The sequence below is a fragment of the Streptomyces sp. SX-6 genome (assembly GCF_059089585.1).
On the sequence record NZ_JBTHHU010000016.1, the window covers coordinates 24,203 to 50,479 of the forward strand.

Sequence of the window (26,277 nt, forward strand, 5' to 3'; positions counted from 1 at the left end):
TGCAGTGTCGGTAAACGCGGGCCGGGTGCTGGCGGTTGTGGCGGAGTCGCTCGGCATCGGGACGGACCGGCTCGACCCCGGGAAGACCTTCGTCGCCTCCGGCGCGGACTCCCTGGCGCTCATGGGCCTGGCCAAGAACCTGCGGACACGCCTGGGCATACAGGTGACCGTCAAGTCCCTGATGACGGAGACGGATACGCCGGGCAAGCTCGCCGACGCGGTGTCCGCGCGGAGGGAGCCGGACCCCGGGCCCTCCGAGCCCGCGCCCGTGCCGGTGTTGCCGCCGACCGGCGCGGACGAGTCGGTTCTCTCCGTGCTCAGCAGCCAACTGCGGCTGGCCGAGGACATGATGACCCGTTTCTCGGAACTCGCCACCGAGCAGCTGCGGGTGCTGGGAGGAGGAGTCACCCGGACCGCGACTGCGACCGCGACCGCGCCCGCCCCGGTCGTCGGGGACGTGGCGCTGCCGCGCGGCTGGGGGGATCCGCAGCGCAGCCGGACCCCGGACTTCAGCCTCTACTTCTTCGGCGACTATCCGCACGGGAACGCGGCCGACAACTACGGCCATCTTCTCGAGGCCGCGAAGTTCGCCGACGAGAAGGGATTCCACGCCGTCTGGCTTCCCGAACGGCACTTCCACTCCTTCGGCGCCCTCTTTCCCAATCCCTCCGTACTCGCGGCCTCTCTGGCCTCCTGTACCTCGCGGATCCGTCTCAACGCCGGATCCGTGGTACTCCCGCTGCACCATCCCATTCGCGTCGCCGAGGAATGGTCGGTCGTCGACAATCTCTCGGGCGGCCGGGTCGGCCTGAGTTTCGCCAGCGGATGGCACTCCAACGACTTCGTCCTCGCGCCGCAGCACTACGGGCGCCAGCGGGACGTCATGTACGAACACCTCGATGTCTTCCGGAGGTTGTGGTCGGGCGAGTCCGTGCCCGCCACCTCGGGAAGCGGCGACCGGGTGGAGGTGGCGCTGCACCCGCGTCCCGTCCAGGACGCTCCTCCGGTCTTCACCGCCGTGCTGTCCAATCCGGAGAGTTACGAAAAGGCCGCCAGGGCCGGTCTGGGAATCGTCACCAATCTCATGACCCAGTCCGTCGAGGACCTGCGGGACAACATCGCCCTTTACCGCCGCACCCGCGCCCTGCACGGCCTTCCTCCCGAGGGCGGTCGTGTCGTCGTGCTCGTGCACACCTATCTCGGCAGCGATGCCGCTGTCGCGTCACAGGAGGCCCGTAAGCCTTTCTGCGACTACCTGGCCTCCTCGCTCGGCCTCTTCAGCAACGTCGCCAACAGCCTGGGCATCGACGTCGACGTGGACCAAGTCGGGGCGGAGGACCTGGCGTTCGTCCTTGACCAGGCGTACGACCGCTACCGCGCGACGCGCGCCCTGATCGGCAGCGCCGACAGCGTCCGTCCCGTGCTCGACTCCCTGCTCGAGGCGGGCGCGAACGAGATCGGCTGCTTCATCGACTTCGGCGTGGACCCCGCCCTGATGCTCGCCGCCCTCCCGGAGCTGGACGCCCTCCGCCGGGCGTATGCCACGCCCGGGGCGCCGGTCGCGGCACCGGCCGTGGTGCCCGCGACGCCCCTCCAGCGCAGGATGTGGCTCCTGGACCGGATGTATCCCGGCCGGCACACCTACTACGAGCCCAAGGCCGTCCTCCTCCAAGGCCCGCTCGACACCGGCGCCCTGCAAGGGGCACTGCGGCGCGTCGTCGAACGGCACCCCCAACTCCGCACGGTCTTCCGCGAGAACGACGGCGCCCTCGAGCAGGTCACGCTGCCGTCGGTGCCGGCCGACTGCCCCGTCGTCGACCTCACCGGCCGCACGGTCGACGAGGCCCTCCTGGAACTCCGCGACACCGCCGACCGGTTCGACTTCGACCTCGCCACCGGCCCCCTGTTCCGCGCCTGGATCGGCACGCTCGGTGACGACCGCCATCTGCTCCACCTCGTGGCCCACCACATCGTCTTCGACGCCCTCTCGACCCGGATCCTCCTCGACGACCTCGCCGCCTGCTATGCGGGCGAACCCGGGCAACGCCCTGCCGTCCGGCCGCTGTCGGGCGGCGCCGTGGACGCCGGACACCTCACCGAGGGCCTCGAGTTCTGGAAGCGCGAGCTGGCCGGCGCCCCGCGGCCCGCCCTGGCCACGGACCGTCCCCGGGCGGCCGGAGCCGCTGTCGAGGTCGAGGGGGCCAGTCTGGTGCACCACCTGGACGCGGCCCTGACCGAGGAGATCCGTGCCTTCGGCCGGGCCCGCGGGCACACGCTGTTCATGACGCTCCTCGGCGCGATCGGCTCCGTGGTGGGCCGCTTCTCCGGGCAGGACGACCTGGTGCTGGGAACGGGCGTCACCCACCGCCCGGCAGGCACCGAGAACGTGATCGGCATGTTCGTCGAGACGGTCGCCCTGCGGCTCGACCTGTCGGGCGACCCCGCCCTCGACGAGCTCGCCGAGCGCGTGAGGACGCGCATCACACAGGCCCTGGAGTATGTGGACATCCCCTTCGACCAGGTCGTCGACGCGGTCAACCCGGACCGTGTGCCGGGGGAGAACCCGCTGTTCCGGGTCGCGGTCGAGTTCGAGGAGCAGCAGCGCCTGCACCTGGACGGCGCCGGCCTGACGGCCGAACTCGTCGACGTCCCGAGGCAGCAGACCCCCTTCGACCTCACGCTCTACCTCGCCGCCGGCGAGAACGGCATCCGCTGCACCGCCGAGTACGACGCCGCGCTCCTCGACGGGACCACCGTCCTGCGCATGCTGGAGTACGTCGAGGACCTGCTGCGCAACGCCGTACGCGCCCCCGCAACCCCCGTGTCCCGCCTGCCCGCTCTGACCGGGCGGGACGAGCGGGCCGTGGCCCGATGGCAGGGCGAGCGCACCGACGCGGCACCGGCCTGCCTGCACGAACTCGTCGAGGAACAGGCCCGCACGGCCCCGGAGTCCCTCGCGACGACCGGTGCCGGCGATCCGATGACGTACGGCGAACTCGACGCCGCCGCCAACCGTCTCGCGCATCAGCTCGCGGCACGGGGCGTGGCCCGGCACGGGACGGTCGGTATCCTCCTGCCCCGTGGCCCGGAGTTCGTCGCCGCCGTGCTCGCCGTGCTCAAGTGCGGGGCCGCCTACGTGCCCGTCGACCGCTCGCTGCCCGACGAGCGCCGCCGCTGTCTGCTGGCCGACAGCGGGGCGGAACTGGTCGTCACGGACCGCGGCGAGACGGCGGAACTCCCATGTCCCGTCCAGTGGTTCGACGACATCGCCCCCGGCACACCGGACACCCCACCGGGCGTGACCGTGCACCCGGACGACACGGCGTACTACATCTACACCTCCGGATCGACCGGGCGGCCCAAGGCCGTGGCCGTGCCGCACCGCGGACCCGTGAACCTCGTGCGCTGGCAGCAGCGCACGCTCGGAGCGGCGCGCACGGCACAGTGGGCCTCGCCCGGTTTCGACGTCAGCGTCCAGGAGATCTTCACCACCCTCGCCTCCGGCGCCACTCTGGTCTTCCTCGACGACGCGACCCGCTACGACCCAGCCGCTGTCGCCGAGCACCTGCGCAAGTACGCCGTCGAGCGCCTGAGCGTGCCGCCCACCCCGCTCCAGCATCTGGCGCACGAGCTCGGAAAGGTGCCCTCACTGCGGCAGTTGCTCATCGGCGGCGAGAAGCTCACCCTGACCCCAGTGTTGCGCCGCCTGGCCGCGGACCGTCCCGGCCTCGCGATCCACAACCAGTACGGGCCCACCGAGACGTCGATCATGGTCACCTCGCACCGCGTGGACCCGGAAGGCGAACCGGCACCGCCCATCGGTACGCCCGTCGACAACGTCACCCTGCGCGTGGTGGACCGTACCGGGCGGCCCGTGCCCGTCGGAGTCGTCGGCGAACTCCTCATCGGCGGCGTCGCGGTGGCGCACGGATACCACGACCGGCCCGAGCTCACGGCGCGGAGCTTCATCGCGGACCCCCTCGGCTCTCCCGCGCGCTTCTACCGCTCCGGGGACCTGGTGCGCCTGCGGCCGGACGGAGCGCTCGAACACCACGGGCGCACCGACGACCAGGTGAAGATCCGCGGGTACCGAGTGGAGCCCGCCGAGGCCCAGTTCGCCCTCGCCGGGCTGCCCGGGGTCCGCGAGGCGGCCGTCCTCGCCCGGCCCGATGCGGCGGGCGAGACCGAACTGGCCGCGTACGTCGTGCTCGACGGGACGGGGGAGCAAGGGACGGGGGAGCAGGGGAGCGAGTGGAGCACACCGCTGCGGCAGCAACTGGCCGCCGCCCTGCCGCATTACCTGGTGCCGCAGACGTGGATCCGCTGCGACCGGCTCCCCTCCGGGCCCAGCGGCAAACTCGACCGCGAGCTGCTGACAGCTTGCAGCGAAGAACCAGGACTCTCCGGCCCCGAACTCTCAGAACCCGAGCTCGCCCTGCGCAAGGTGTGGGCCCTCGAACTGGGGCGGGACGACATCCCGCCGGACCGGTCCTTCTTCGAGGTGGGCGGCAACTCCCTGTCGGCGGTGCGGCTTCTGGAACGGGTCCGTACGGAGTTCGGGCAGAAGATCCCGGTCACCGAGTTCTTCGCCGCGCCGACGCTCCGCGCACTGGCCGCGAAGCTGGCCGGGCAGTCGGCCGGGCAACCGGCCGAGCGGGGGCTGTGACATGACGGCCTTCACCGAACAGGACCTCGCCCGGCGTATCGAGCAAGCCGTCGCGGAGGTGCTCGGCAGCACACCGGACCACCGGACGTCATTCCTCGACCTGGGACTCACCTCCCTCGCCCTGACCCGGGCCCGGCACCGCCTCGAGCGCGACCTGGGCATCGGCCTCGCCCCGCACGTACTGTTCGAGCACCCGAGCGTGGCGGCCCTCGCACGCCACCTGGCGTCCGACGGCGAGGCCACCGCTGCTGCTGCCCCGGAGCAACAGCCGACGGACGACCGGCGGATCGCGGTCGTCGGCATGGCGGCCCGCCTTCCCGGGGCCGGGGACATCGACGCGTTCTGGGAGAATCTGCGCACGGGCGTCTGCGCCGTACGCACCTTCGCGGCGGAGCCCGGCCGCCCCGGACACCGCGCCGTGGCCGGGGTGCTGGACGACGTCGAGGGCTTCGACGCCGCTGCCTTCGGGATGACCCCGCACGAGGCCGCGCTCACCGACCCGGCCCACCGGCTCTTCCTGGAGTGCTGCGCGCACGCCCTGGACCACGCCGGGTACGCGGGCCCCGGGCACGGCCGTATCGGCGTCTACGCGGGCGGCGGGATGAACCTCTACGGCCCGCGACTGCCCTACTACGCCCGGCACATGGGCGCCGCGCAGCCGATGCAGGCGCTGATCGGCGGCCAGTACGACTTCCTGGCCACCCGCGTCGCCTACCGGCTCGGCCTCACCGGCGCGGCCGTCGGCGTCCAGACCGCGTGCTCCACGGGCCTGGTGGCCGTCCACCTCGCCGTTCAGTCCCTGCTCTCAGGGGAGAACGACCTCGCCCTCGCCGGGGCCGCCGCCGTGCACCTGCCCCAGGAGGCGGGATACACCTACGAACCGGACTCCATCCTCTCCCGCACCGGAGTGTGCCGGGCCTTCGACGCCGCGTCCGACGGCACCGTCGGCGGCAACGGGGTCGCGGCCGTCGTCCTCAAGCGGCTCGACCGGGCACTGGCCGACGGCGACGACATCCATGCCGTGATCCTCGGGTCCGCGGTGAACAACGACGGTGACGCGAAAGCCGGTTTCACCGCCCCCGGCGTACGGGGCCACACCGAGGCCGCCCGGCAGGCGCTCGAACGGGCCGGGATCACCCCCGATGCCGTCGGCCATGTGGAGGCCCACGGGACGGGCACCGCCCTGGGCGACGCGGTGGAGTTCGAGGCCCTGTCCCGGGCGTACCGGTCCGCCGACGGCCGCACCGGTTTCTGCGGCCTCGGGTCGGTCAAGCCGGGCGTGGGCCACCTCGACACCTGCGCGGGGATGGCGGGGCTGCTGAAGACCGTGCTCATGCTGCGGCACCGGACGATCGTCCCGACCGTCAACGCCACCCGCCCCGACCCCCGACTCCCGTGGCACGACAGCCCGTTCCGCCTCGCCACCGAGGCCCGGGCATGGCGGAACGAGGACGGCACGCCGCTGCGCGCGGGCGTCAGCGCACTCGGCTTCGGCGGCACCAACGCCCATGTGGTGCTGGGGGAGGCGCCGCCGCGTCCCGCCTCCCCGCCCGAGGCGGACGCGGTGCCGGTGCCCGTCAGCGCCCGGGACCCCGAGTCGCTCCGCGTCTGGGCGGGGCGGCTGCGCGACCACCTGGCCGGCCTGCCGGACACGTCCGCCGCCGACGTGCAGTACAGCCTCGCCCACGGCCGCCCGCACCTCGGGCACCGCATCCTGGTGCACGGCCGTACGACCGCGGAACTGGCCGCGGAACTGGACCAGTTCCTGCGCTCGCCACAGGAGACCGGCGCTCCCCGCGGCGGTCCGCTCGCCTTCGCGTTCTCGGGACAGGGCAGGGCCGCGTCCGGGATGGCCCGTGAGCTGTACGCCCGGTATCCCGCCGTCCGCGAGGCGCTCGACGCGTGCGAGGAGGCCTACCGCCGGGAGGAGCGGGGCAGCCTGCTCGATCTCCTGCTGCACCGGCAGCAGGAGAATCTTCCGGCGGCCGTGGCCCAACCCGCCCTGTTCGCCCTCCAGATGGCGCAGGCCGGGCTGTGGCGCTCGTACGGCATCGAGCCCGCGTTCACGGTCGGGCACAGCCTGGGCGAGATCGCCGCCCTCTGCACGGCGGGAGCCTTCTCCCTCGCCGACGGGATGCGGTTCACGATCGTCCGGGGCCGGCTCATGGCCGAGACCCCGCCGGGGCGGATGCTCGCCGTCGCCGCGGACGCCGGCACCGTGCACCGCGTGTGCCGGGCCGTCGGCGTCGAGCAGGCTGCCGTCAACGGGCCACGCGCCCACGTCGTTTCGGGCGCCGAGGACCGTATCGAGGAGGCCCGGCGGATCCTCGCCGCCGAGGGCGTGCCGTGCCGGATGCTGGGCGTCGGCCGGGCATTCCACTCCGCCCTGATCGACCCCGTGCTGCCCCGACTGCGCGAAGCCGCCGCGGCGATCGACTTCTCGCCGCTGTCGGTCGCCTGCGCCGACGGGGCGGCGGGAGACGTCCTGGCGGCAGGGACCGTCCTGGACGCGGACCACTTCGTGCGCCAGGCCCGGCAACCCGTGCTGTTCCACCGGGCCCTGTCCGCGCTCCGGGCGCTCGGCTGCGAGGACTTCCTGGAGCTGGGCCCCTCCGACACCCTGACCGGCATCGGACGCGCCGCGTCCGAGCGGGCGTGGTGGGCCGCGACCCAGGTGCGGGACACGGGGAGCGAGGCGGCCGTACGCGACGCCCTGGGCGCGCTCCACCGCCGCGGCGCCGCCCTGGACTGGGCCGCGATCGCCGCACGGGGAAGGCGCGTCGCTCTGCCGGGACGCCCGTTCCGGCGCGACCGGTACGCCGTGCCCGTACCGGCCGAGGAGCGGCCCGGGAAAGCCGAGGAGCGGTCCAAGACATCCGCCGCCCGGCTCGCCCACGACCAGTTGGCGGCCATGGGACGGCTGTTCGACGGGGTGTCCGCTCTCATGACGGCCCAGCTGCGGGTGCTGCCCGCACGGGCCGAAGGCGACCGGTGAAGGGAACGCTCGTATGCAACCGCTGCTGCTCACGCTCGACTACCCCGGCTACCGCAAGGAGGCACGGGTCGCCGACCTCCGGCTGGAGGACCACGGCGTACAGGTCGTCCCGCTGCTCCGGCACCCGCTGCCGCGGGTGACCGACGGCGCCGACTACGCCGGGCGCCTCCTGTCCCACGCCCCGGCGGGCGACGGCCGCGTCACCGCCATCGCCGCCTACTGCGCGTCCGCGCCCCTGGCGTTCGAGGTCGCCGCCCTCACCGCCGGAGCGCGGGGGGAGCCGCCCCTCGTCGTCCTCTTCGACGCCGAGGCCGCCACCCCGGCCTCCATCACGGCCGGCCACCGGGACGCCCTCGCCCGCCTGGGCGGGCAGCCGCCGTACGACGTCGACGCCGCGCTCCTCGCCCGCGCGCCCGGCGACTGGGTCGCCGCACGCGCCGACGACCTCGAACGGGCGGCGGTGGCCGCACTGGAGGCCATGGGCAGCAGCCCGCAGGAGACCGCCGAGAGCGCCCGGCAGATGGCCGACTCCCACATGGACTGGCTCTGTCACCTGGTGGCCGCCCACCGGTGCGACAGCGCACCGTTTCAGGGCGACGTCCTGCACATCGTCTCGGAGAAGGGACCGGACGACGCCTGCGCCCGCCCCGCCCGCACCTGGCGGGAACTGCGGATGCCGTGCGAGCGGGCGGAGCTGCTGCGCCACGGTACGACGCGCTCGGCGGTCCTCGCCGCGCTCACCGCATGACGAGCGCGATCTTGCCCCGCACGTGTCCCGTCTCCGACTCGCGGTGCGCCTCGGCGGCCCGGGCGAGCGGGAAGGTCCGGGCGATCTCCACCCGCAGCGCACCCTGCTCGTAGAGCGCCGTCAGATCCGCCAGGCGCGCGGTGGAGCGCCGGCTGCGGAGCATGCGCACGCCCAGCCGCTCGGCGCGCTCGGGGTCGACGATCGTCACGATCCGCCCCTTGTCCGCGACGAGTTCGACCGACACGTCGAGTGCCTCGCCGCCCGCCCCGTCGAGCGCCGCCGTGACGCCGCCCGGTGCCAGCTCCCGCACCCGTTCCGCGAGCCCTTCGCCGTACGCCACCGGAATCGCGCCCAGCGCGCGGAGGTAGTCGTGGTTGCGCGGGCTCGCGGTGCCGATGACGGTGGCGCCGTACGCCCTGGCCAGCTGCACGGCCACGGTCCCGACACCGCCCGCCGCCGCGTGCACGAGGAGCGTGTCGTCCGCGCCGACTCCGAGGGCCTCGAGGGCGGTGTGCGCGGTCTGGGCGGAGGCCGGGAACGCCCCGGCCTCCGCCCAGGGCATGGCCGCGGGCCTGGCCACGATCTGGTCGACGGGCACGGCGACGTACTCGGCATGGCAGGACAGCGCGGACCAGCCGAGGACCTCGCCGCCGACGGCGAATTCCGTGACCCCCGCGCCCACCTGGTCCACGACGCCCGCGAATTCGTTGCCCAGCAGCTGGGGGAACGTCTCGCCCGTGCCCGGAACCTTCATCTGGCCGCGCCGGAACGCGGTGTCGAAGGGCTGGATCCCGGCCGCCTCCACCCGGACCCGGACCTGCCCGGGCCCGGCCTCGGGGGTGTCGACGTCGAGGAGTTCCACGACCTCGGGGCCGCCGAAGGAGTTGATCGCCGCTGCCTTCATGGGTGGACCTTTCCTGGGGAGCGGGGAAGCGAAGTGCGCGGCCATCCTGCGACCTCAAGTCCGCTCGAGGTCAATGGCAGGCAGAAGATCGCGCTCCGGATCAGCCGTAAAGGCCCCATTGAGGGCCGGGCTTCTCTTCCCTCACAATCTGGGCAAAGGTTCCTAGGGGGGAGACACGCCAGTGAGCGCCTGCCGGGAAGAGCGGGACGTGGTGATCGTCGGGGGCGGGCCCGTCGGCCTGCTGCTGGGCATCGCCCTGCGCCACTACGACCTGGACACGCTGATCGTCGAGAAGGAGACCACCTCCAAGCGCGAGCCCAGAGCCTGCGTGATCTGGCAGCGAGCCCTCGAGGGCCTGCGCGACCTGGGCTGTACCGACGCCTTCCTCGCCGAAGGACTCCCGCTGCGCCGGGCCGAACTCCACCTGTGCGGGCGCCCCGTCGGCGTGTTCGAGATGGGGATGCCCGACACCGCCTTCCCCGGCCCGCTCTCCATCGAGCAGGACGCCATCGAACGCCTGCTGCGCGACCGGTACGCCGAACTCGGGCCCGACGTCGAGTGGTCCACCGAGGCGAAGGCCGTCCGGGCGGAGCACGACGGCGCCCACGTGACGCTCCGCGGCCCCGACGGGCGTATGCGGACGGTCGGTTGCCGGTGGGTGGTCGGCTGCGAAGGGTCGCACAGCATCGTGCGCAAGTCGCAGTGCATCGCCTTCGAAGGCGAGCGCCGGGCGAACCTCCAGAGCCTGCAGATCAACGCCGAGCCCGACTGGAGCCACCCCTACGCGCCCGATGTCTCCCGCATCTTCGTCAACCGCGGCGTCTCGATGATCGCCAGCCCCGTTCCGGGCGGCGGCTACCGCTTCTTCGCCTTCTGTCCCGACCCCGACCCCGACCTCGACGGACCGCCGGGCGTCGACGAGATGCGGGACCTCGTCGCCGCCGCCACCGGCGATGCCGCCGTCCGCCTGGCTCCCACGAGCCCGTCCTGGATCAACCGGGCCCGCTTCCACGACCGCATCGCGGCCGAGCTGCGCCGCGACAGCGCGCTCCTCGCCGGGGACAGCGCCCATGTGTGGGCGCCCGTCGGCGGACACGGCCTCAACACCGGCCTGCGCGGCGCGCACAACCTGGGCTGGAAGCTCGCGGCCGTCCACCGGGGCCGGGCCGCCGACGCCCTGCTGGACACCTACTCCACGGAACAGCGCCGCACGGCACGGCAGGTCCTCAAGGAGATGCGCCGCAACCGCCTCGAACTCCCGCCCGGCCGCACGGCACTCGCCGCGATGCGCCTGCTGCTGCCCGCCATGATGGCCAGCGAACGAGGACAGCGCCAAGGGCGCATCCTGCTCAGCGACTTCGGGAAGAACCACCGCGGCAGCGCGCTGTCCGCCGACGCGGGCGGCCGCGGGTCGCTGCGCGCCGGTGACCGCATGCCCGATCTCGCGGTCGTCGCCGACCGGGGCCCCTGTCACCTCCACGACCTGCTGTCCTACTGGCGGTGGACCCTGCTGCTGGTCCCCGGGGAGAACGGCGGCGAGGCCGAGGCGGGCGACGCCCGGCGCCTGGCCGGCCGGTTCGCCATCCCGGTCGCGGTGCACCGGATCCGGCCGCAGCCCGGCCGGCACGACGTGCTGCCCGGCGGCACGATGCTGCTCGTCCGTCCCGACGGCCACCTCGGCCTGCGGGCACGGGCGGACGACCGGCAGGCGCTGGACACCTACCTGCGCACGTGGTTCGTGCCGACCTGACGGGCCGTACGGACCATCATCCGCTCCGGCCCGTGGAAGACCAAGTCCTCGGCGTACCGCACCGGTTCGTCACCGGAACCGGACACCGTGATCCCTGGAAGGCCGCACACGAGCTCTGTCAGGGCGATCTCCGCCTCCACGCGCGCCAGCGGGGCGCCGACGCAGTAGTGGATGCCCATGCCGAAGCCGCAGTGACGGCGGGGGTCGCGGCGCACGTCGAGCCGGTCGGGGTCGGGGAAGCGGGCGGGGTCGCGGTTGGCCGAGCCGAGTACCAGGACGACCTTGTCGCCCCGCCGGATCCGCCGTCCGCCCACGACCGCGTCCGCGTGCGCCCAGCGGCTGATCATCTGCACCGGCCCGTCGTAGCGGATGAGCTCCTCCACGGCATCCGGCATCAGCCGCGGCCGTTCGCGCAGCAGGGCGAGCTGGCACGGGTGGGCGAGGAGGGCCAGCAGCCCCTTGCCCACCAGATTGGTGGTGGTCTCGTGGCCGGCCGTCAGCAGGTGGATGCAGGTGCCCGTCAACACGTCATCGCCCAGCGGCTGCTGAGCGGACGCGCGCAGCAGGGCGGCGATCAGGTCGTCCCCGTCGGGGGTGCGCCGGGCCAGCTCGGCCCGGAAGTACGCGTCCAAGTCCCGCGCCGCGGCCTCCGCCACCGCGAACGCGTCGGGGCGCCGTGCGACGCGTGAGCTGGTGGCCTGCTGGAGGTCCACCGCGCGGGCGCGGAACCACGGCCGGTCCGCCGCCCGGACACCGAGCAGCTCGCTGATGACCAGGATGGGAAAGGGCGCCGCGAACCTCTCGACGAGGTCCGCCTCCGGCTCCTCGCACAGGCCCCCGGCCAGCTCGCCCGCGATCCGGCGGATGCGCGGGCGCAGTTCCTCCACCATGCGCGGCGTGAAGGCCTTGGCCACCAGCGCGCGGATCCGGGTGTGCTCCGGAGGGTCCATGAAGACCATCCAGTTGGCGACGGTCCCGCGCAGGTGCGGGCAGTCGGCGGGGAGGCGGGAGGGCAGCGCGCCCCGGCCGAAGGTGCGGTCGGCGAGCACCCGGGACACGTCCTCGTGCCGGAACAGGTACCAGGCGCCGTCGGCGGCCAGGTGCACCGGATCGCTCTCGCGGTAGCGGCGGTAGAACGGGTACGGGTCGCGGACGGGAACGTCCGCCGTACGGAAGGGAGTCGGCCGCGTCATCGCGCACCCCGTACCGTGTCGGCCAGCGGCCCCGGGTTCGCCGGGAGCCCGCCGCCGCGCCAGGCGACGTGGCCGTCCGGGCGGACCAGGACGTACGGCCTGCCGTAGAGCCCGGCCAGGCGCGGGTCGTGGCACCGGGCCGTCCGCAGCGGTACGCGCCGCTCCGCGAACGCCGCCTCGAAACCGGCGAGTCGGCCGGAATCCTCGAAGTACAGCAGCCGGAACGCGGGGCCGAAGAGGTCGAGCACGGACGTCCCGCCGCTCAGCCACGCGTGCGGGGCCCGGCCGCCCGGCAGGGCGTCCGTACGCCAGTCGCCGTCGCCGGGGCCGTCGTCGGGGACGATCACCGGCGAGGTGTAGCGGAAGCCGAAGTGCACGTCCGGGTCGTCGAACTCGCGGCGTACGCCGGTGCGTTCCAGCTCCACGGCCAGCTCGTCCCGGGCCTTCCGCCCTGCCGCCGTGTCGAGCAGGATCTCGTCGGGGATCTCGCGGCGCAGCGTCCGCTGAAGGTTGACGTTGGCCGCCTCCAGGCTGCGGACGGCGACGGGGCGGCGCTCGGTGTCGTAGGAGTCGAGGAGCCCGGGGCCCGCCCAGCCCGCCAGGTCGGCGGCGAGCTTCCAGCCCAGGTCGGCGGCGTCGCAGATGCCGGTGTTCATGCCGAACCCTCCGGTGGGGGACAGGGTGTGCGCGGCGTCGCCGGCGAGCAGCACCCGGCCGGAGCGGAAGCGCTCGGCGACGCGGTGGGTCAGGTGCCACACCTGCTCGGAGCACAGCTCGAGCTCGGTGTCGAGCGCGACGGCCGTACGGACGAGGGCCATCGCGTCCTGGTGCCCGGGCCCGTCCGCGCCCGCCGTGAGCCGGTACAGCCCGCGGCCGTCCATCGCGCGCAGCGGGTAGCGCAGCGCGGCGGGCCGGGTGAGGAAGTACACCAGGGCGTCGCGCGAACCGAGTTGCTCCCGCAGCCGGGGCGCGCGGAAGAGGATGTTGCGGAAGACCCGCGTCCTGTGGAACGCGGGGGCCTCGATGCCGGCCGCCTTGCGCACGGTGGACGAGGCGCCGTCGCAGCCGACGAGATAGCGTGCGCGGATCGTCAGCGGGCGCCCGTCGGTGAGGTCGGTGGCCGCGGCGGTGACCCCGTCGTCGTCCTGGACGAAGCCGTCGAACCCGCAGCGCTGCCGCAGCGGCCCGTCGGGGTGGACGCCCACGGCGCGGGCCAGCAGCGGGTTGAGCCAGTGATGGGGGCAGACCTGTTCCGGCTCGGGGGTGTGGGACAGGGGCGGGCGGGTGTCCGCCGTGCCGAAGTCCAGGCGGTGGATCTCGTGTCCGCCGAGCGCGGTCACCCACGCGATGTCCAGCGGGTGGTCGCCCGGCCAGCCGGCGGTGCGGATGGCGTGGGAGACGCCCCAGCGGCGGAACAGCTCCATCGAACGGGGCCCGACCGTGCCCACTTTCGGATGCGGGACCGCGCCGTCCGAAGCCTCCAGCACGAGGAAGCGCACGCCCCGCTGGGCGAGGTCCAGGGCCAGCGCCAGGCCGACGGGGCCGGCGCCCACGATCAGTACGTCCGTCTCGGCGGTGGTCATGTCGGCAGTGGTCATGGGAGTCATAAGAGTCCTCCTCCACGGCGGAAGAAGTCCGCGAAGAACGTCATCAACTCGGCGACATGCACGGGCACGACGGGACAGGAGCGGGCCGCGGCCGACAGATGCTCGAAGCGCAGCGCGAACGCGCGGCGGGCCACGTCGGGCCGGGGTATGGGGGCGGGTATCTCCTCGAGCTCGAAGGTCGGCCCCGCCGTCCGGCCGCGCCTGCCCGACTCCATCGTCACGAGCAGCTCCGCCAGCGGGCGCATCATGCCCGTCATGACGTCGATGGACGCGTTCATCAGCTTCGAGCGGCGCAGGCTCCCGTCCGGGTTCTCCCCGAAGTGCTGCACCATCAACTGCAGCATCAGCTGGTACGAGCGGTTGAACAGCTGTGCCACGGACCGTGCTTCGGGGTCGCGGACGGTGTCCTTCGCCGCGTCCGCCGTGCCCAGGGTCGGGTTGCGCAGCACCGGGTAGGCCGGGCTCCAGGGCAGCATCCTCCCGTACGGCCCGGGGACCCGCTCGGTGGTCAGCAGCTCGCCGATCCGCAGGAAGGTCCGGAAGTGGGACGACTCCGTACCCTCGGTGTCGTCCGCTGTTCCTCCCTCGCCCTGCTCGGTGATGAAGTCGACGGCGAACAGAGCGCTGGGCAGATCGTCGACCTCCAACTGGTAGTCGGGGTGCGCGGTGTTGACCGACTCCCGGGCGAAGAGGTGGTGTTCGCCGCCGCCGCGCCCCTTGTCCACCAGGAACAGGCCGGGGATGCGCTGGAGCCCCTCGCGTATCGCCGCGTACAGCTCGCTGACCGATCCCCACGGGGCGTCGCCCGTACCGCTCGTACCGCCTGTACCGTCCGGCCGGAGTTCGGGGGTGAGGCGGGCGGGCTGCTCGATGGCGATGTAGCGCTGCACGCTGCCGATGCTCAGCCCCTCGAGTGCGAAGTCGAGCGGGACGGGCAACTGCGCGCCCAGCGTGGCGAAGTCGATCGCGGGGACGTGGAACGGTTCGCCCACGGCCGTGATGATGTTGTTCACCACCAGGAAGTGGATCATCTCCTCGCGGGCCACGGTCAGCAGGCTGCCGCGGATCCCGTCGTCGAGGGTCTCGCCGCCCTGTCCGCAGGCGAGTTCCAGCTGCCGCGGTGTCCACAGCCCGCGCCGTACGTACTGCCGGCCCGCGCCGTGGGTGGGCACCGAGAAGGCGGCGTACAAGTACTGGAGCATCACCGCCAGTTCGAGGGTGGCCGCCTGCCGGAGCAGGGCGCACAGCTCGCCGCGGGTGGTGACGGCGGGCGGTGCCGCGGCCGGTGCGGGCGCGGGCAGTGGCGGGCGTATCCGGCTCTGGCAGTTGCGCAGATAGGCCAGCAGCAGGCGGGCCTTGGGGTCGGTCAGGTCGCGGGTGGGCGGCATGTAGTACGTCGCGGGCTTGTTGCCCGGATCGCACATCTGCCAGATCAGCTCGGCGTACGTCTCGACCTTGCACCGGTCGGCGAGGCTGAAGACCTCGGAGCTCATGAAGGTGGAGACGAGCTCGTAGTAGGCGAACACCTCGCGGTGGAGCAGCGCGAAGTCGACTTCTTCGCGCGGTATTTGATCGAGGTGCCAGTCGTCCGGCAGGACGCGGACGGCGAGGGAGCCGGTGCCGGCCCAGTCGTGGTCGTAGGCCGCCTGTGCGTCGGCCACAGGCTCCTCGTCGGAGGAGGCGAGGACGACGCGGCAGGTGCCCGCCCGTTCTCCGCGCAGGGTCAGGACGCCGTGCCCGCGCTCGTCGGTCCGCACGGTGCACGTACGGGCGTAGGCGCTGCCGTCCGCCGCCCGCAGGCCGAGCACCGTCGTGGCGTCCGCCCGCGCCCCGGGCGCGCCCGCGACGGGATCGGCGGGCAGCGCACGGGGGTTGAAGCGCTGGCGCACGTGCACCGTCACGGCGGCCGGACGGCCGCGTACGCGGGCGTGCAGCGGGACGTCGACGGCGTGGTCCTCGCCGCGGGCGTGGTCGGGGTGGTGCAGGACGAGGAGCGCCTCGTCGCTCTCGACGACGGTCTCGTGCTCGGTCAGCAGCGTCACCCGCCGGCCGTCGGGCGTGGTGCCGGTCAGGAGGAGCGGCTGCCGCTCCGCGGCCCGGGCACCGGGCGTGGCCGGCACGGTGACGATCCCGGAGGTCGCGTCGCCCGGGTACGCGCCCGCGGGCAGCCGGGCCACGAGCGTGTCGTCGCCGGCCGTGCGCAGCTCCAGGTCGCCCGCGTCGACGGGCGGGCCGAGGCGGTGCAGCGGGCCCGGACCGGCGTGCCGCGCGCGGCGGGTGAGCGGCACGGCCGTGATCAGGTCGAAGGCCGCCCGCCCGGCCGCCACGTCCACGCTGAGGTGGCGCAGCGGCGAGCCCGGGCACGGGACGAGCAGCCGCCCCGCGGGACAGGTGCGCGGCTCGTCCGCGTGCCAGGGCGCGACGGTTCCGCGCACACGCCAGTGGCTCGGGGTGTCCGGGGCCACCGGCGAGGCCATGTTGTCCAGCGCGAACCGGACGACGAGGCCGTCCGCCCCCTCGGCCACGGCCCGCCGCAGTGCGGCGGTCGCGGGGGAGAGGCGGACGTCCGGCAGCCACGCGGCGTCGTCGGAGGCGACCACGAACTGGTGCACCGCGCTGTAGCGCAGCTGGTCGGCCAGGACGTGCTCGCCGACGTCGACGATGCGGTCGAAGCCGGCCCAGCGCGGCGGTTGCAGGCCCGTGACGCCGCCGGTGAACAGGTAGCCGTCGTCGTGCGAGCGGCCCCGGCGGCCGAAGCCGAACCGGCCCGCCATCAGGGCCGTGGTCCAGCGGGAGGCCGGGTCGAGGTCCAGGATCCGGGCGCGGTTGACGGTGGTGCGCAAGTAGGGGTTGTAGTGGCCCCAGACGTCCACGCAACTGCCCACGACCGGATCCGAGTCGTCCGTCCGCCCGTCCGGGCCCTCCACGGCGGTGATCGCGGCGTCGAACCAGAAGTGGCCGTTGCCGTCGAAGTTCCAGCCCTTCGCGGCGCTGAACACGCCGTCGGGGCACGGCTGTCCGGCGCCGTCGAAGCGGGGGCCGCGCCGCTGGAGCCAGGCGTGGTACCCGGCGGCGGGGCGCTCCGCCGGGTACGGGGCGGGCACGCCGTCGTCGTCGGTGAGCACCGTCTGGGTGGCCAGGTCGACCAGCCCGCTGCGCGGGCCGGTCGGCAGCTTGGTCACCGCGATGCCGGTGAAGTGCAGTCTGGGCAGGTCGAAGACGCTCATCACCGCACCCCCGCGGGGGTGGCGCGCACGGTGTTCCCGACGCCGGCCTCGACGCATGCGACGGCGTGCAGGGCGGACTCGATCGCCCCCTCGATCCAGGCGGGGGCGGTGGAGCAGTGCTCGCCCGCGAAGAACAGCCGCCCCGAGGGCCGGGCCGCGCGTATCCGCTCCTCCTCGCACGCGGCCGGTGACTTGCCCCAGCGCGTGGCACAGCCCGCGCTCCACGGCTCGTGGCCCCAGGCCGTGCTCACCGCGCTCCGCACCATGCCCGGCCGCAGCAGCTGCGGGTGCACGGCGCCGAGCTCTTCGATGACGGCGCGGTGCCGCCGGCGCACCGGCAGCCGGCCCAGGCGCTCGGCCTCGTCCCCGATCGTGTAACTGGCCAGCAGCGCGGCCCCCTTGCCCGGGGCGCCGTCGACCGGCGGGTAATAGGTCTGGCGGATGAGCCCTCCGGTGAAGGACGCCCCGCCCCGGATGCCCTCCTCGAGCCAGAAGGGCTCCCGGCAGTGCAGGGCGACCTTGGTGGCCGGGCAGTAGACGACCTCGCGCAGCACGGCCCGCTTGTCGGCGTCAAGGCCGGTCAGGCGCATGCCGCGCAGCGCGGCGAAGGGCACGGCGCAGATGGCGACATCGGCGCTCTTGACGGTCGTACGGGCACCGGTGCGCACGTGGACGCGGACCTCCTTCTCTCCGGCGTCGATCCCCACGACCCGGCACCCGCGGGACACCTCCCGCCGCAGGCTCCCGGCGAGCCGCAGGGGGAGCTGGTCCAGGCCGCCCTCGAGCCGGAGCAGCGCGGGGCTGGTCTCGGTGAGGATGTCGTCGAGGAAGCTGTTGAGGCGGCTGCTGCACCCGGCGCGGATGCCCGGGTGGGCCGAGAACAGCGCGTGCAGGTCGATCCGGTCGCGGGCCGCGCCGCGCAGATGGGGCGTGAGGTCGACGAGCCCGACCAGGTCGAGCAGCCGGCCGCGCAGGTCCTCCCGGAGCTCCCCGCGCAGGTCGGGCGGGGCGATGGCGTCGACGACGGCGGTGAGCCAGGCGCCGAAGACCACGACCGCGTCGTCGTGGCGTCGGCCGTGGTGGCAGGCGGCCAGCTCCCGGCGGAAGCTCTCGAGCAGCGGCCCGGAGGCGTCCCGGACACGGGTGAAGCCGCCGGCGGGGCCCGGCAGAAAGGCATTCTCCTCCGCCAGAAGAGTGGTGAACGGGCGCAGTTTGCTCCCCAGCCCCATGAGTTCTATGTATTCCAGCGTCCGCAGATGACGGTCCGGAATGCGCATGGCCCCGAGCTCCACGGACGGAGCGCCGGGGCCGGTTCCGAAACGGTGGGTGTGTATGCGCCCGCCGATACGGGTGTTTCCCTCGAGGACCTCGACGCGATAAGCGCGCTTCTCCAGTTCGTGGGCCGCGACCAGCCCCGCCATGCCGGCGCCTATGACGATCGCGTGTCGCCCGCGCACCCGTGCCCTTAAGGTGCGGGATGGTCCCAGGTGGAGCGTGTCGGACATGGAAGATTCCCCCCGTAAACGCTGATCTATTCCATGTATGAGGCTTCATGGAGATTTCGTGTGATCCTTGCGAAAGGCAATGCTATTTCAGGACACGCAAAATCCGGTGCGCACAGTTGGGCGAACCAGGAAAAATACGCAGAGCGTTGTCGTCGGCCGGTCGGCCCGGCTCATGACGCGTGATCCCTCCGTCCATTAGGGGACCCGTACTCCAACGGGAGTAGGAAGCACCCCGTACTCAGGGACGACGACTAAAGCGCCGGTGCGAGGCATGGTGGAAGGTATGGACGAAGACGGTACGGACCGCAGAGGCGAGTCGTGAGCGCACTCGTGGTGTCGGTGCTGCTCTGCCTGGTGTCCGCCGCCTGCTACGCGGCGGCGGCCATCGTGCAGGAGCGGGTTGCCGCCACGGACGGCGAGGGTGCCTGTGCCCCGCTGCGCCGCCCCGCCTGGTGGGGGGCCGTGGCCCTGACCGGGCTCGGAGCGGGGCTGCACGTGGTGGCGCTGGCGTACGGGCCGTTGAGCCTGGTGCAGCCGCTGGGCGCGCTGACGATCGTGTTCGCCCTGCCGATGGCCGCACTCCTCGTCCACCGTCCTGTCGGGGCGGCCGGCAGGCGGGGGGCGTTCCTGGCCACCGCGGGGCTGGCCGGGCTGCTCACCCTGACCGGACCGCCGCGCACCGAGCACCTCCCCGGTTCCGAGCGCCCCGCGCTCACGGCGGTGGTGCTCGGCGCCGTGGCCCTGCTGCTGCTCGTCGCGCGGCACACGCGCCGGACCGTCGTCCGCGGCGTGGTGCTGGCCACCGCCGCCGGGGCCGCCTTCGGCATGGCCTCGGTCTTCACCAAGGCCGCCGCCGAGGACCTCGCCGCGCACGAGACCGGGCCCCTGCTGCCGTGCATGGGCGTCATAGCGCTCCTCGCCTCGGCCGGCATGCTGATCTCCCAGGCCTCCTACCGCGGCGCCGGCCTCGCCGCCCCGCTCGCGACCGTCACCGTCGTCAACCCGGTGGTGGCCGCCGCCGTCGGGATAGCGGTGCTCGGCGAGGCGTTCCGCTACGGCCTGACCGGGGAGCTGCTGGCCGCCCTGGCCGGCTCCGTCGCCGCCGTCGGCGTGATCGTCCTGACCTTCCAGGGCGCCGAACGCGAGCCCGTGGCCGTCCCGGAGCCGGTCGCGTCCGGAGGGCCGGAGGCGGTGCTGCCCGCGGCCCGCTCCCACGACTGCCTCGCCCGTTCCGGGCCGAACTCCGGCTGAATCGTTTCGGGTTGTGAAGGCCGCCCTGCGCCCCGTGGCGCGGGGCCGCGCCCCCGCGCCACCATGGTGCTCCGCCACCATCCGAGGAGCGCCCCGTGGACTTCGACGTCGTCGTGGAGATCCCCCAAGGCAGCCGGAACAAATACGAGATGGACCACGAGCGCGGGCGCATCCGGCTCGACCGGCTGCTGTTCACCTCCACCCGCTATCCCGCCGACTACGGCTACGTCGACGGCACGCTCGGCGCCGACGGCGAACCCCTCGACGCCCTCGTGCTCACGAACGAACCCACCTTCCCCGGCGTGGTGATCCGCTGTCGGGCGATCGGCATGTTCCGCATGCGCGACGAACAGGGCGAGGACGACAAGGTGTTGTGCGTCCCCGCCGCCGACCCACGCTGTGAACACCTGCGCGATCTGCGTCATCTGCCCGAGTTCGACAAGCTGGAGATCCAGCACTTCTTCGAGGTCTACAAAGTGCTCGAACCCGGCAAGTCGGTGGAGAACGCCTGCTGGTCGGACCGTGCCGCGGCCGAGGCCGAGATCACCGCATCCCGTACCCGCGCTGCCCGCGCATGACGTGAATGCGGTACAACGGGCCATGGCCACCATCGACCGGCGAGCCGTGTCCCTCGCGTTCCCCGCTCTCCGCCCCGTCACCGCGCCCCGCCGCGACCTGCGCCTCGCGGCCGTCGCCCTCGCCTTCGCGGTGTTGCAACTGTGCTACTCCGTAGTGCACATGGACCTCGGCTGGGACGAGACCGTCTACCTCTCGCAGGTCGACCCCCACGCACCCGCGGCCTACTTCAGCGCCCCCCGCTCGCGCGGCGTCAGCTTCCTCGTCGCCCCCTTCATCGCCGTCACCACCTCCGTCCCCGCCCTGCGCATCGCCCTCGTGCTGCTCTCCGCCGCGGCCCTGTACGCCGCGTTCGCGGTGTGGCAGCCCCTGCTCACCCGGGGCCGCGCGGCCCTCGCCGCCCTGCTCTTCGGCACGCTGTGGATCACCGTGCTCAGCGGCCCCGAGGTGATGCCCAACCTCTGGGTCGCCCTCTCCGCCGTCGCCGCCACGGGCTGGCTCCTCCGCAGCCGCGAACCCGCCGGCCGTACGAAAGCCCTCACAGCGCTCGCCGCCACCCTCGCCGCCGCCACCCTCTTCCGCGCCCACGACGGCGTCTGGCTCGCCCTGCCGATGCTCGCCGCGTGCGCGACCGTACGCGGCCTTCGGCGCCCGCGCACCGTCGCCGCGGTCCTCGGCGGGCTCGCGCTGGGCGGCGTCCAGTGGGGAGTCGAGGCGTACGTCCGCTTCGGCGGCGTCGCCCAGCGGCTCGCCGACTCCAGCGACACCGAAGGCGGCATGGGTGCCCGCCTCGGCGCCGGGCTGAGCGCCGCCTACCGCAGTCTCAACGGCCCCCAGCTCTGCCGCCCCTGCCACATCGCCGCGCCGCCGCTCACCCACTCCCTGTGGTGGCTGCTGCTGCCCGCCCTCGCCCTCGCCGCCTGCGCCCTCGCGGTGCGCCGCCGCGCGTCCGCCGCCGTCATCCTGCTGCCCGTCGCCTGCGCGCTCTGTCTCGCCGCGCCCTACCTGCTGCTGCTCGACTACTCCGCGCCGCGCTTCCTGCTCCCCGCCTACGCGCTGCTCGCCCTGCCCGTCGCCGACCTCGCCGCCCGGGCCGTCCACGGCGTGACCGCCACCCGCGCCAGGGCCGTGACCGCCGCCCTGCTGTGCGCCGTGTTCGCCGCCCATCTCGCCGTACAGATCAAGGAACTTCGGGTCAACACGGCGGACGCCCGCGACACCACCGTCCGCTACCGGCGCGCCGCCCACGAGCTGGGACGGCTCGGCCTGCGCGCCCCCTGCCTCGTCACCGGCCCGCGTGCCCAGCCCATCGGCTACGAGGCGGGCTGCGCCTCGGCACAGACCATGGGCAACAACCGCAACGCCACCACCGCCGACATCCTGCGCACCGCCGAGGCGGAGCCCACCGCCGTTCTCTTCGACCCGGTCGACGGATATCTGCCGCCGTACGCCCGCGGCTGGCACCCGCACCCGATCCCGGGCACGGACTGGACCGCGTACGTCCCCTGAACCCTTTGAACCCCTCTCACGCCTGGCCCAGCAGGGCGGCGACGTCGCTGTCGACGTCGAGGAGCGCACCCTCGCTGCCGACCGGCACCAGCGCGTACGAGCGGGCGAGGAAGAGGCGCAGCTCGTCGGTGTCGATCTGCACCATGGCCACGCCCTCGGGCGCGTGGAACTCGAGCACGGTGCGGTGCGGCCCGCACGGCCACACCCGTACGTCCCCGCGGCCGGTGGGGGTCAGCAGGCCGCTCGCGAGCAGCTCACGGGCGAAGGTCCAGCTGACCTCCGCACCGTCGAGCGAGGCCACGGGCGGGAAGGCGATGTGCACGGCGAAGGGGTCGTGGCACACGTAGTGCAGACGGGCGGGAACCTGACGGGGACGGGTGGCGGAGGCGATGAGCCGTGCCTGGACGGCCTGGTCGATGACGGTGGACAACGCCTGCTCCCTTGCGGTTGGTTGGCTTCCGGTCATGGGGCCGTGGCTCCACGCAGGGTGAGACGGCGGATGGATCGGCGTAGTGCTGGATTCGAGCGTGATATACGTCACTGCCCTTTGATGGTGGAGGCATATTCCGCTTGTTCCCGTGGAGTTGAAGCCTATGCCCATCCGCCCCGCCGGCCACGCCAGTTGCCGGTTCCGGCGTCAGTTCCGCACCGGCAGCACCGCCAGTACTTCCCAGCCCCCGCCGGGCACCGGGCCCGCCGTCAGCGAACCGCCGATCGCCTCCGCGCGCTCGCCGATCCCGACGAGCCCCAGCCCGCCGCTGTCGTCCGGGCGCGCGGCGCGGCGCGGCAACTGGTGCGGTGTGCCGCCCTCGTTGCGCACCGACACGAAGAGCCGGTCGCCCAGGTGCCGCAGCGTGACGTCCACGGCCCAGGCCCCGGGGCTGTGCCGGGCGACGTTGGCCAGTGCCTCGCCGACGATCCGGTGCACCGAGGCCGCCAGTTCCGGGGCGAGCCCGGCGCCGAAGCGGGGATCGACACGGAGTTCGGCGCGCGTCCCCGGCTGTGCGTGCCGGAAGGCGTCCACGAGTTCGGCGACCCGGTCGAGACCGGGCAGCGGCCTGCGGTACGGGTGGTCCTGCTGCAGCACCCTGAGCAGCCGCCGGGCGGTCGTCATCGCCTCGTCCCCGGCCGTCTGGATGTCGCGCAGCGAGGCGGCGACCCGTTCGTCCCGCGCCAGTTCGCCCGTCGCCTTCGCCATCAGTGTCATCGCCGCCACCTGATGGGCGACGAAGTCGTGCAACTCGCCCGCCACTTCGAGCCGTTCGGCGTCGCGCGCCGCCGCGACCGCCTTCGCCCGCTCCTCGTCCCGGTGACGCAGGCACAGGCCCACCGCCGCCACTCCCGCCACGACGAGCGCGTGCGCCACAACGGTCCCGCCCAGGACGTTCGCGTCACGTACCGGTGCCGCCAGCACCCCGGCCGCCAGGGCGACCCCCAGCGGAACCGCGGCCCGTACCGGCATCCGCCAGGCGACCAGGCCCAGCAGCACCAGCAGTGCGGCGCTCTCGGTCAGCCCCCACGCCGGAACGTGCTCCCCCACCGCCAGCAGGTAACCCGTCGCCGTCCACGACACCCCCACCGCGGCCAGTGCCCGCGTCGCCAGCTGCGCCCACGGCAGCACGCACGCCGCGACCAGCAGCCCGGCGGCCCACACGACGAGATGCGCGTGGTGGCTCCCGTAGGACGCCGCCCTGCCGAGCAGCCGTCCCTCGAACACCCACAGTGAGCAGAAGCCCGCCACCAGCCAGCCGCGTGTACGGGATCGTGTACGGGACACGGGGTGGACGGGTGACGGGAGGGAGAACAGGGCCATGCGTCCACGCTAGGCAGACACACCCGGTGCGGGTATCGACCGGGCGGCCAGGGGCCACCGGCCAAAAGGACGACTTTTACTTACTAACGCGTAGGCATCTGCTGCCGGTACGACTCCAGCGCCGGGGCGGTCTTCGTCGCCACGAACTCGGTGATCGAGTACTCGCACACCCCCGCCACGGTGAACGGGTCGCTCCGGGTGATCTCCTCGATCTTCTCCCGGTCGTCGCCCACCGCCAGGATCACCCCGCCGTCCCGCGGCACCTTGCGGCCCGAGGCGACGAAGACGCCGGACGCGTAGTGCGCGTCCAGCCAGGCCACATGCTCCGCGTGCGCGGCTTCCACGCGCTCGAGGGGCGCGATGTAGGTCAGCTCCAGTACGAACATGATCGACAGGCTACGTGGCCGCCCGGCCCCGTCCCGTAACGTGCCGCGTTATGAATGACAAGTCCGACGATCTGCCCCCCGACTGGCCCACCACCGAGGCCGCCGCCCGCGCCGTCCAGGACGAGCTGCGCGGCCGCGTCGTGCTCGACGAGCCGGGCCCGCCGCCGGGCGCGCCCCTGGTGGCGGTGGGCGTGGACGTCGCCTACGACGACGCCCGCGACGTCGTGGCGGCGGCGGCCGTCGCGCTGGACGCGGCCACGCTCGAGGTCGTCGGGGAGGCGACGGCGGTCGGCACGGTCGCCTTCCCCTATGTCCCGGGCCTGCTGGCCTTCCGCGAGCTCCCCACGGTCCTCGCCGCCCTCGAGCGGCTGCCCGTGCCGCCCGGGCTCGTCCTCTGCGACGGCTACGGGCTCGCGCACCCGCGCCGCTTCGGACTGGCGAGCCACCTGGGTGTCCTGACCGGCCTGCCCACCGTCGGGGTGGCCAAGAACCCCTTCACCTTCCGCTACGAGCAGCCGGGCCCGGAGCGCGGCGCCGGCTCGCCCCTGCTCGACGGCGACGAGGAGGTCGGCCGCGCCCTGCGCACCCGCACCGGGGTCAAGCCGGTGTTCGTGTCGGTCGGCCACCGGGTGAACCTCGAAACCGCCTGCGCGCACGTCCTGTCCCTGACCCGGGGCTTCCGCCTGCCGGAAACGACCCGGCTGGCGGACTCCCTGTGCCGACGCGCCCTGGCGGGGGCGGTGCGCTGAGCCGTACGGTGCCGCGGCACCGCACGTCCCGACCGAGAGGTGACCCGATGCTCCAGCTCGCCGGCGTGATCCCGCCCCTGTGCACCCCCCTCGCCCCGGACGGCGACGTCGACACGCGCTCCCTCGCCGCCCTCGTCGGGCACGTGCTCGACGCGGGGGCGTCCGCCGTCTTCGCCCTCGGCACCAGCGGCGAGACCGCGTACCTCACCGACGCCCAGCGCGGCACGGTGCTGGACACCGTCGTCGGGGCGGTGGCGGGGCGGGTGCCGGTGCTGGCGGGGGTCATCGACACGACCACGCCCCGGGTCGCCGCCCGGGCCCGGGCCGCCCGGGACGTCGGCGTCGACGGCCTCGTCGCCACCGTCCCCTATTACGCCTCCACCCACCCGGCCGAGGTCGCCGACCACTTCCGGCGCATCCGTGCCGCCGTGGACCTGCCGCTGCTCGGCTACGACATCCCGTCCGCGGTGCACACCAAGCTGCCGGCGGCCACCGTGCTCGCGCTCGCGGAGGACCGTACGCTCGCCGGGCTCAAGGACAGCAGCGGCGATCTCAACGCCCTGCGCCGTCTGCTCGTGGCGCTGCGCGAGCGCGGCGCGGCGGAGGACTTCTCCGTGCTGACCGGCTCCGAGCTGACGGTCGACGCGGCGCTGCTGGCCGGCGCCCAGGGGGTGGTGCCCGGGCTGGGCAACGTCGACCCCGCCGGGTACGTGCGCCTGTACGGGCACGCGCGGGCGCACCGCTGGGACCGGGCCGCCGCCGAACAGGACCGCCTGGCGGCCCTGTTCGCACTGGTCGACGCGGGCGACCCGGCACAGATGAGCGGAGGTGCCGCCGCGCTCGGGGGCTTCAAGGCCGCCCTGCGCCTGCTCGGCGTCATCGACTGCGCCGCCACCGCCGCCCCCCAACGGCCGCTGTCCGACGCCGCCGTGGAGCGGGTGCGTGGACACCTCGTGGCGGCCGGACTGCTCTGACAGTGGTCCGGTCTAGCGTGGGGGCATGTCCACACCTGTGAAGACCCGGTCCGAAATCCGTGAGTTCGCGCTCTCGCTCCCAGGAGCCGTCGAGGAGTTCCCTTGGGAGGAGGACGCGGTTGTCAAGGTCAACAAGAAGATCTTCGTGTTCCTGGGCGCCGAGGACAATGCCGAGACGCCGCGCATCAGCGTCAAACTGAAGGACGAGGAGGCACACGGCCACGCGCTCGCCGTGCCCGGCGCGGCCCCCACCGGGTACGGGCTGGGGAGGGCCGGGTGGGTCACCATTCCGCTGACGGGGGAGAGCGCCCCCGTCGAGCTGCTCTGCGACTGGGTCGAGGAGAGCTACCGCACCATCGCGCCCAAGCGGCTCATCGCCGAGCTCGACGGATAGGGGCAGGGCGAGCGTTTGGCCGCTCACCGG

At 73.6% G+C, this 26,277-nt stretch carries 18 protein-coding genes; 10 read left to right on the plus strand and 8 right to left on the minus strand.

The window, feature by feature from the left end:
- Positions 1-4: 4 nt before the first annotated feature.
- The 3 genes from ACV530_RS20360 to ACV530_RS20370 are packed head-to-tail and all read left to right on the plus strand — an operon-like array spanning position 5 to position 8,409.
- The gene (locus tag ACV530_RS20360) at positions 5-4,666 is read left to right on the plus strand and encodes a MupA/Atu3671 family FMN-dependent luciferase-like monooxygenase (protein WP_494333981.1); all 4,662 of its coding nucleotides are present in this window, start codon (positions 5-7) and stop codon (positions 4,664-4,666) included.
- A 1-nt stretch (position 4,667) separates the two neighbouring features.
- Complete coding sequence (locus tag ACV530_RS20365) at positions 4,668-7,661, plus strand: beta-ketoacyl synthase N-terminal-like domain-containing protein (protein ID WP_494333982.1); 2,994 nt, start codon at positions 4,668-4,670, stop codon at positions 7,659-7,661.
- A gap of 13 nt (positions 7,662-7,674) precedes the next feature.
- Positions 7,675-8,409, plus strand: a complete 735-nt coding sequence (locus ACV530_RS20370) for a hypothetical protein (protein WP_494333983.1) — start codon at positions 7,675-7,677, stop codon at positions 8,407-8,409.
- On the opposite strand, the gene ACV530_RS20375 is transcribed toward ACV530_RS20370, so the two are convergent.
- Positions 8,399-9,313, minus strand: coding sequence for an NADP-dependent oxidoreductase (locus ACV530_RS20375; RefSeq protein ID WP_494333984.1), 915 nt, complete (start codon positions 9,311-9,313; stop codon positions 8,399-8,401). The genes ACV530_RS20370 and ACV530_RS20375 overlap by 11 nt on opposite strands.
- 181 nt (positions 9,314-9,494) lie before the next feature.
- Between ACV530_RS20375 and ACV530_RS20380 the strand changes: the two genes are divergently transcribed.
- Positions 9,495-11,063 carry an FAD-dependent monooxygenase gene (locus tag ACV530_RS20380; protein WP_494333985.1) on the plus strand — a complete coding sequence of 523 codons (1,569 nt, stop codon included), beginning with the start codon at positions 9,495-9,497 and terminating at the stop codon, positions 11,061-11,063.
- Here ACV530_RS20380 and ACV530_RS20385 read toward each other — a convergent pair.
- Genes ACV530_RS20385 through ACV530_RS20400 form a run of 4 tightly spaced genes read right to left on the minus strand, consistent with a single transcriptional unit; the run spans position 11,033 to position 18,547 of the window.
- The gene (locus tag ACV530_RS20385) at positions 11,033-12,256 is read right to left on the minus strand and encodes a cytochrome P450 (RefSeq protein ID WP_494333986.1); all 1,224 of its coding nucleotides are present in this window, start codon (positions 12,254-12,256) and stop codon (positions 11,033-11,035) included. The genes ACV530_RS20380 and ACV530_RS20385 overlap by 31 nt on opposite strands.
- Positions 12,253-13,854, minus strand: coding sequence for an FAD-dependent monooxygenase (locus tag ACV530_RS20390; RefSeq protein ID WP_494333987.1), 1,602 nt, complete (start codon positions 13,852-13,854; stop codon positions 12,253-12,255). The genes ACV530_RS20385 and ACV530_RS20390 overlap by 4 nt, the downstream gene beginning before the upstream one ends.
- Positions 13,855-13,859: 5 nt before the next feature.
- A complete protein-coding gene (locus tag ACV530_RS20395) occupies positions 13,860-17,090 on the minus strand; it encodes a ferritin-like domain-containing protein (RefSeq protein WP_494333988.1) in 3,231 nt (1,076 codons plus the stop codon).
- Positions 17,090-18,547: a flavin monoamine oxidase family protein gene (locus ACV530_RS20400; protein WP_494333989.1), complete on the minus strand. Its 1,458-nt coding sequence runs from the start codon at positions 18,545-18,547 to the stop codon at positions 17,090-17,092. Before ACV530_RS20400 ends, ACV530_RS20395 begins: the two co-directional genes overlap by 1 nt.
- Positions 18,548-18,913: 366 nt before the next feature.
- Between ACV530_RS20400 and ACV530_RS20405 the strand changes: the two genes are divergently transcribed.
- The 3 genes from ACV530_RS20405 to ACV530_RS20415 all read left to right on the plus strand — a co-directional run bounded on the left by ACV530_RS20405 (position 18,914) and on the right by ACV530_RS20415 (position 21,931).
- Positions 18,914-19,846, plus strand: a complete 933-nt coding sequence (locus tag ACV530_RS20405; RefSeq protein ID WP_494333990.1) for a DMT family transporter — start codon at positions 18,914-18,916, stop codon at positions 19,844-19,846.
- 95 nt (positions 19,847-19,941) lie between these two features.
- Positions 19,942-20,424, plus strand: coding sequence for an inorganic diphosphatase (locus ACV530_RS20410; protein ID WP_494333991.1), 483 nt, complete (start codon positions 19,942-19,944; stop codon positions 20,422-20,424).
- 22 nt (positions 20,425-20,446) lie between these two features.
- Entirely contained in the window at positions 20,447-21,931 is a 1,485-nt protein-coding gene (locus ACV530_RS20415; RefSeq protein ID WP_494333992.1) for a hypothetical protein, read from the plus strand.
- Between the two features lie 16 nt (positions 21,932-21,947).
- On the opposite strand, the gene ssgD is transcribed toward ACV530_RS20415, so the two are convergent.
- The 3 genes from ssgD to ACV530_RS20430 all read right to left on the minus strand — a co-directional run bounded on the left by ssgD (position 21,948) and on the right by ACV530_RS20430 (position 24,130).
- Complete coding sequence (gene ssgD / locus ACV530_RS20420) at positions 21,948-22,361, minus strand: spore wall synthesis regulator SsgD (RefSeq protein ID WP_494333993.1); 414 nt, start codon at positions 22,359-22,361, stop codon at positions 21,948-21,950.
- A gap of 207 nt (positions 22,362-22,568) precedes the next feature.
- Positions 22,569-23,744: a sensor histidine kinase gene (locus ACV530_RS20425; protein WP_494333994.1), complete on the minus strand. Its 1,176-nt coding sequence runs from the start codon at positions 23,742-23,744 to the stop codon at positions 22,569-22,571.
- Between the two features lie 83 nt (positions 23,745-23,827).
- Positions 23,828-24,130 carry a YciI family protein gene (locus tag ACV530_RS20430; RefSeq protein ID WP_494333995.1) on the minus strand — a complete coding sequence of 101 codons (303 nt, stop codon included), beginning with the start codon at positions 24,128-24,130 and terminating at the stop codon, positions 23,828-23,830.
- A 50-nt stretch (positions 24,131-24,180) separates the two neighbouring features.
- Between ACV530_RS20430 and ACV530_RS20435 the strand changes: the two genes are divergently transcribed.
- The 3 genes from ACV530_RS20435 to ACV530_RS20445 are packed head-to-tail and all read left to right on the plus strand — an operon-like array spanning position 24,181 to position 26,247.
- Positions 24,181-24,879 (plus strand): endonuclease V, encoded by a 699-nt coding sequence (locus ACV530_RS20435; RefSeq protein WP_494333996.1) that lies wholly within the window; start codon positions 24,181-24,183, stop codon positions 24,877-24,879.
- 47 nt (positions 24,880-24,926) lie between these two features.
- Positions 24,927-25,853 carry a dihydrodipicolinate synthase family protein gene (locus ACV530_RS20440; RefSeq protein WP_494333997.1) on the plus strand — a complete coding sequence of 309 codons (927 nt, stop codon included), beginning with the start codon at positions 24,927-24,929 and terminating at the stop codon, positions 25,851-25,853.
- A 25-nt stretch (positions 25,854-25,878) separates the two neighbouring features.
- Complete coding sequence (locus tag ACV530_RS20445; protein ID WP_494333998.1) at positions 25,879-26,247, plus strand: MmcQ/YjbR family DNA-binding protein; 369 nt, start codon at positions 25,879-25,881, stop codon at positions 26,245-26,247.
- The last annotated feature ends 30 nt before the right edge of the window (positions 26,248-26,277 follow it).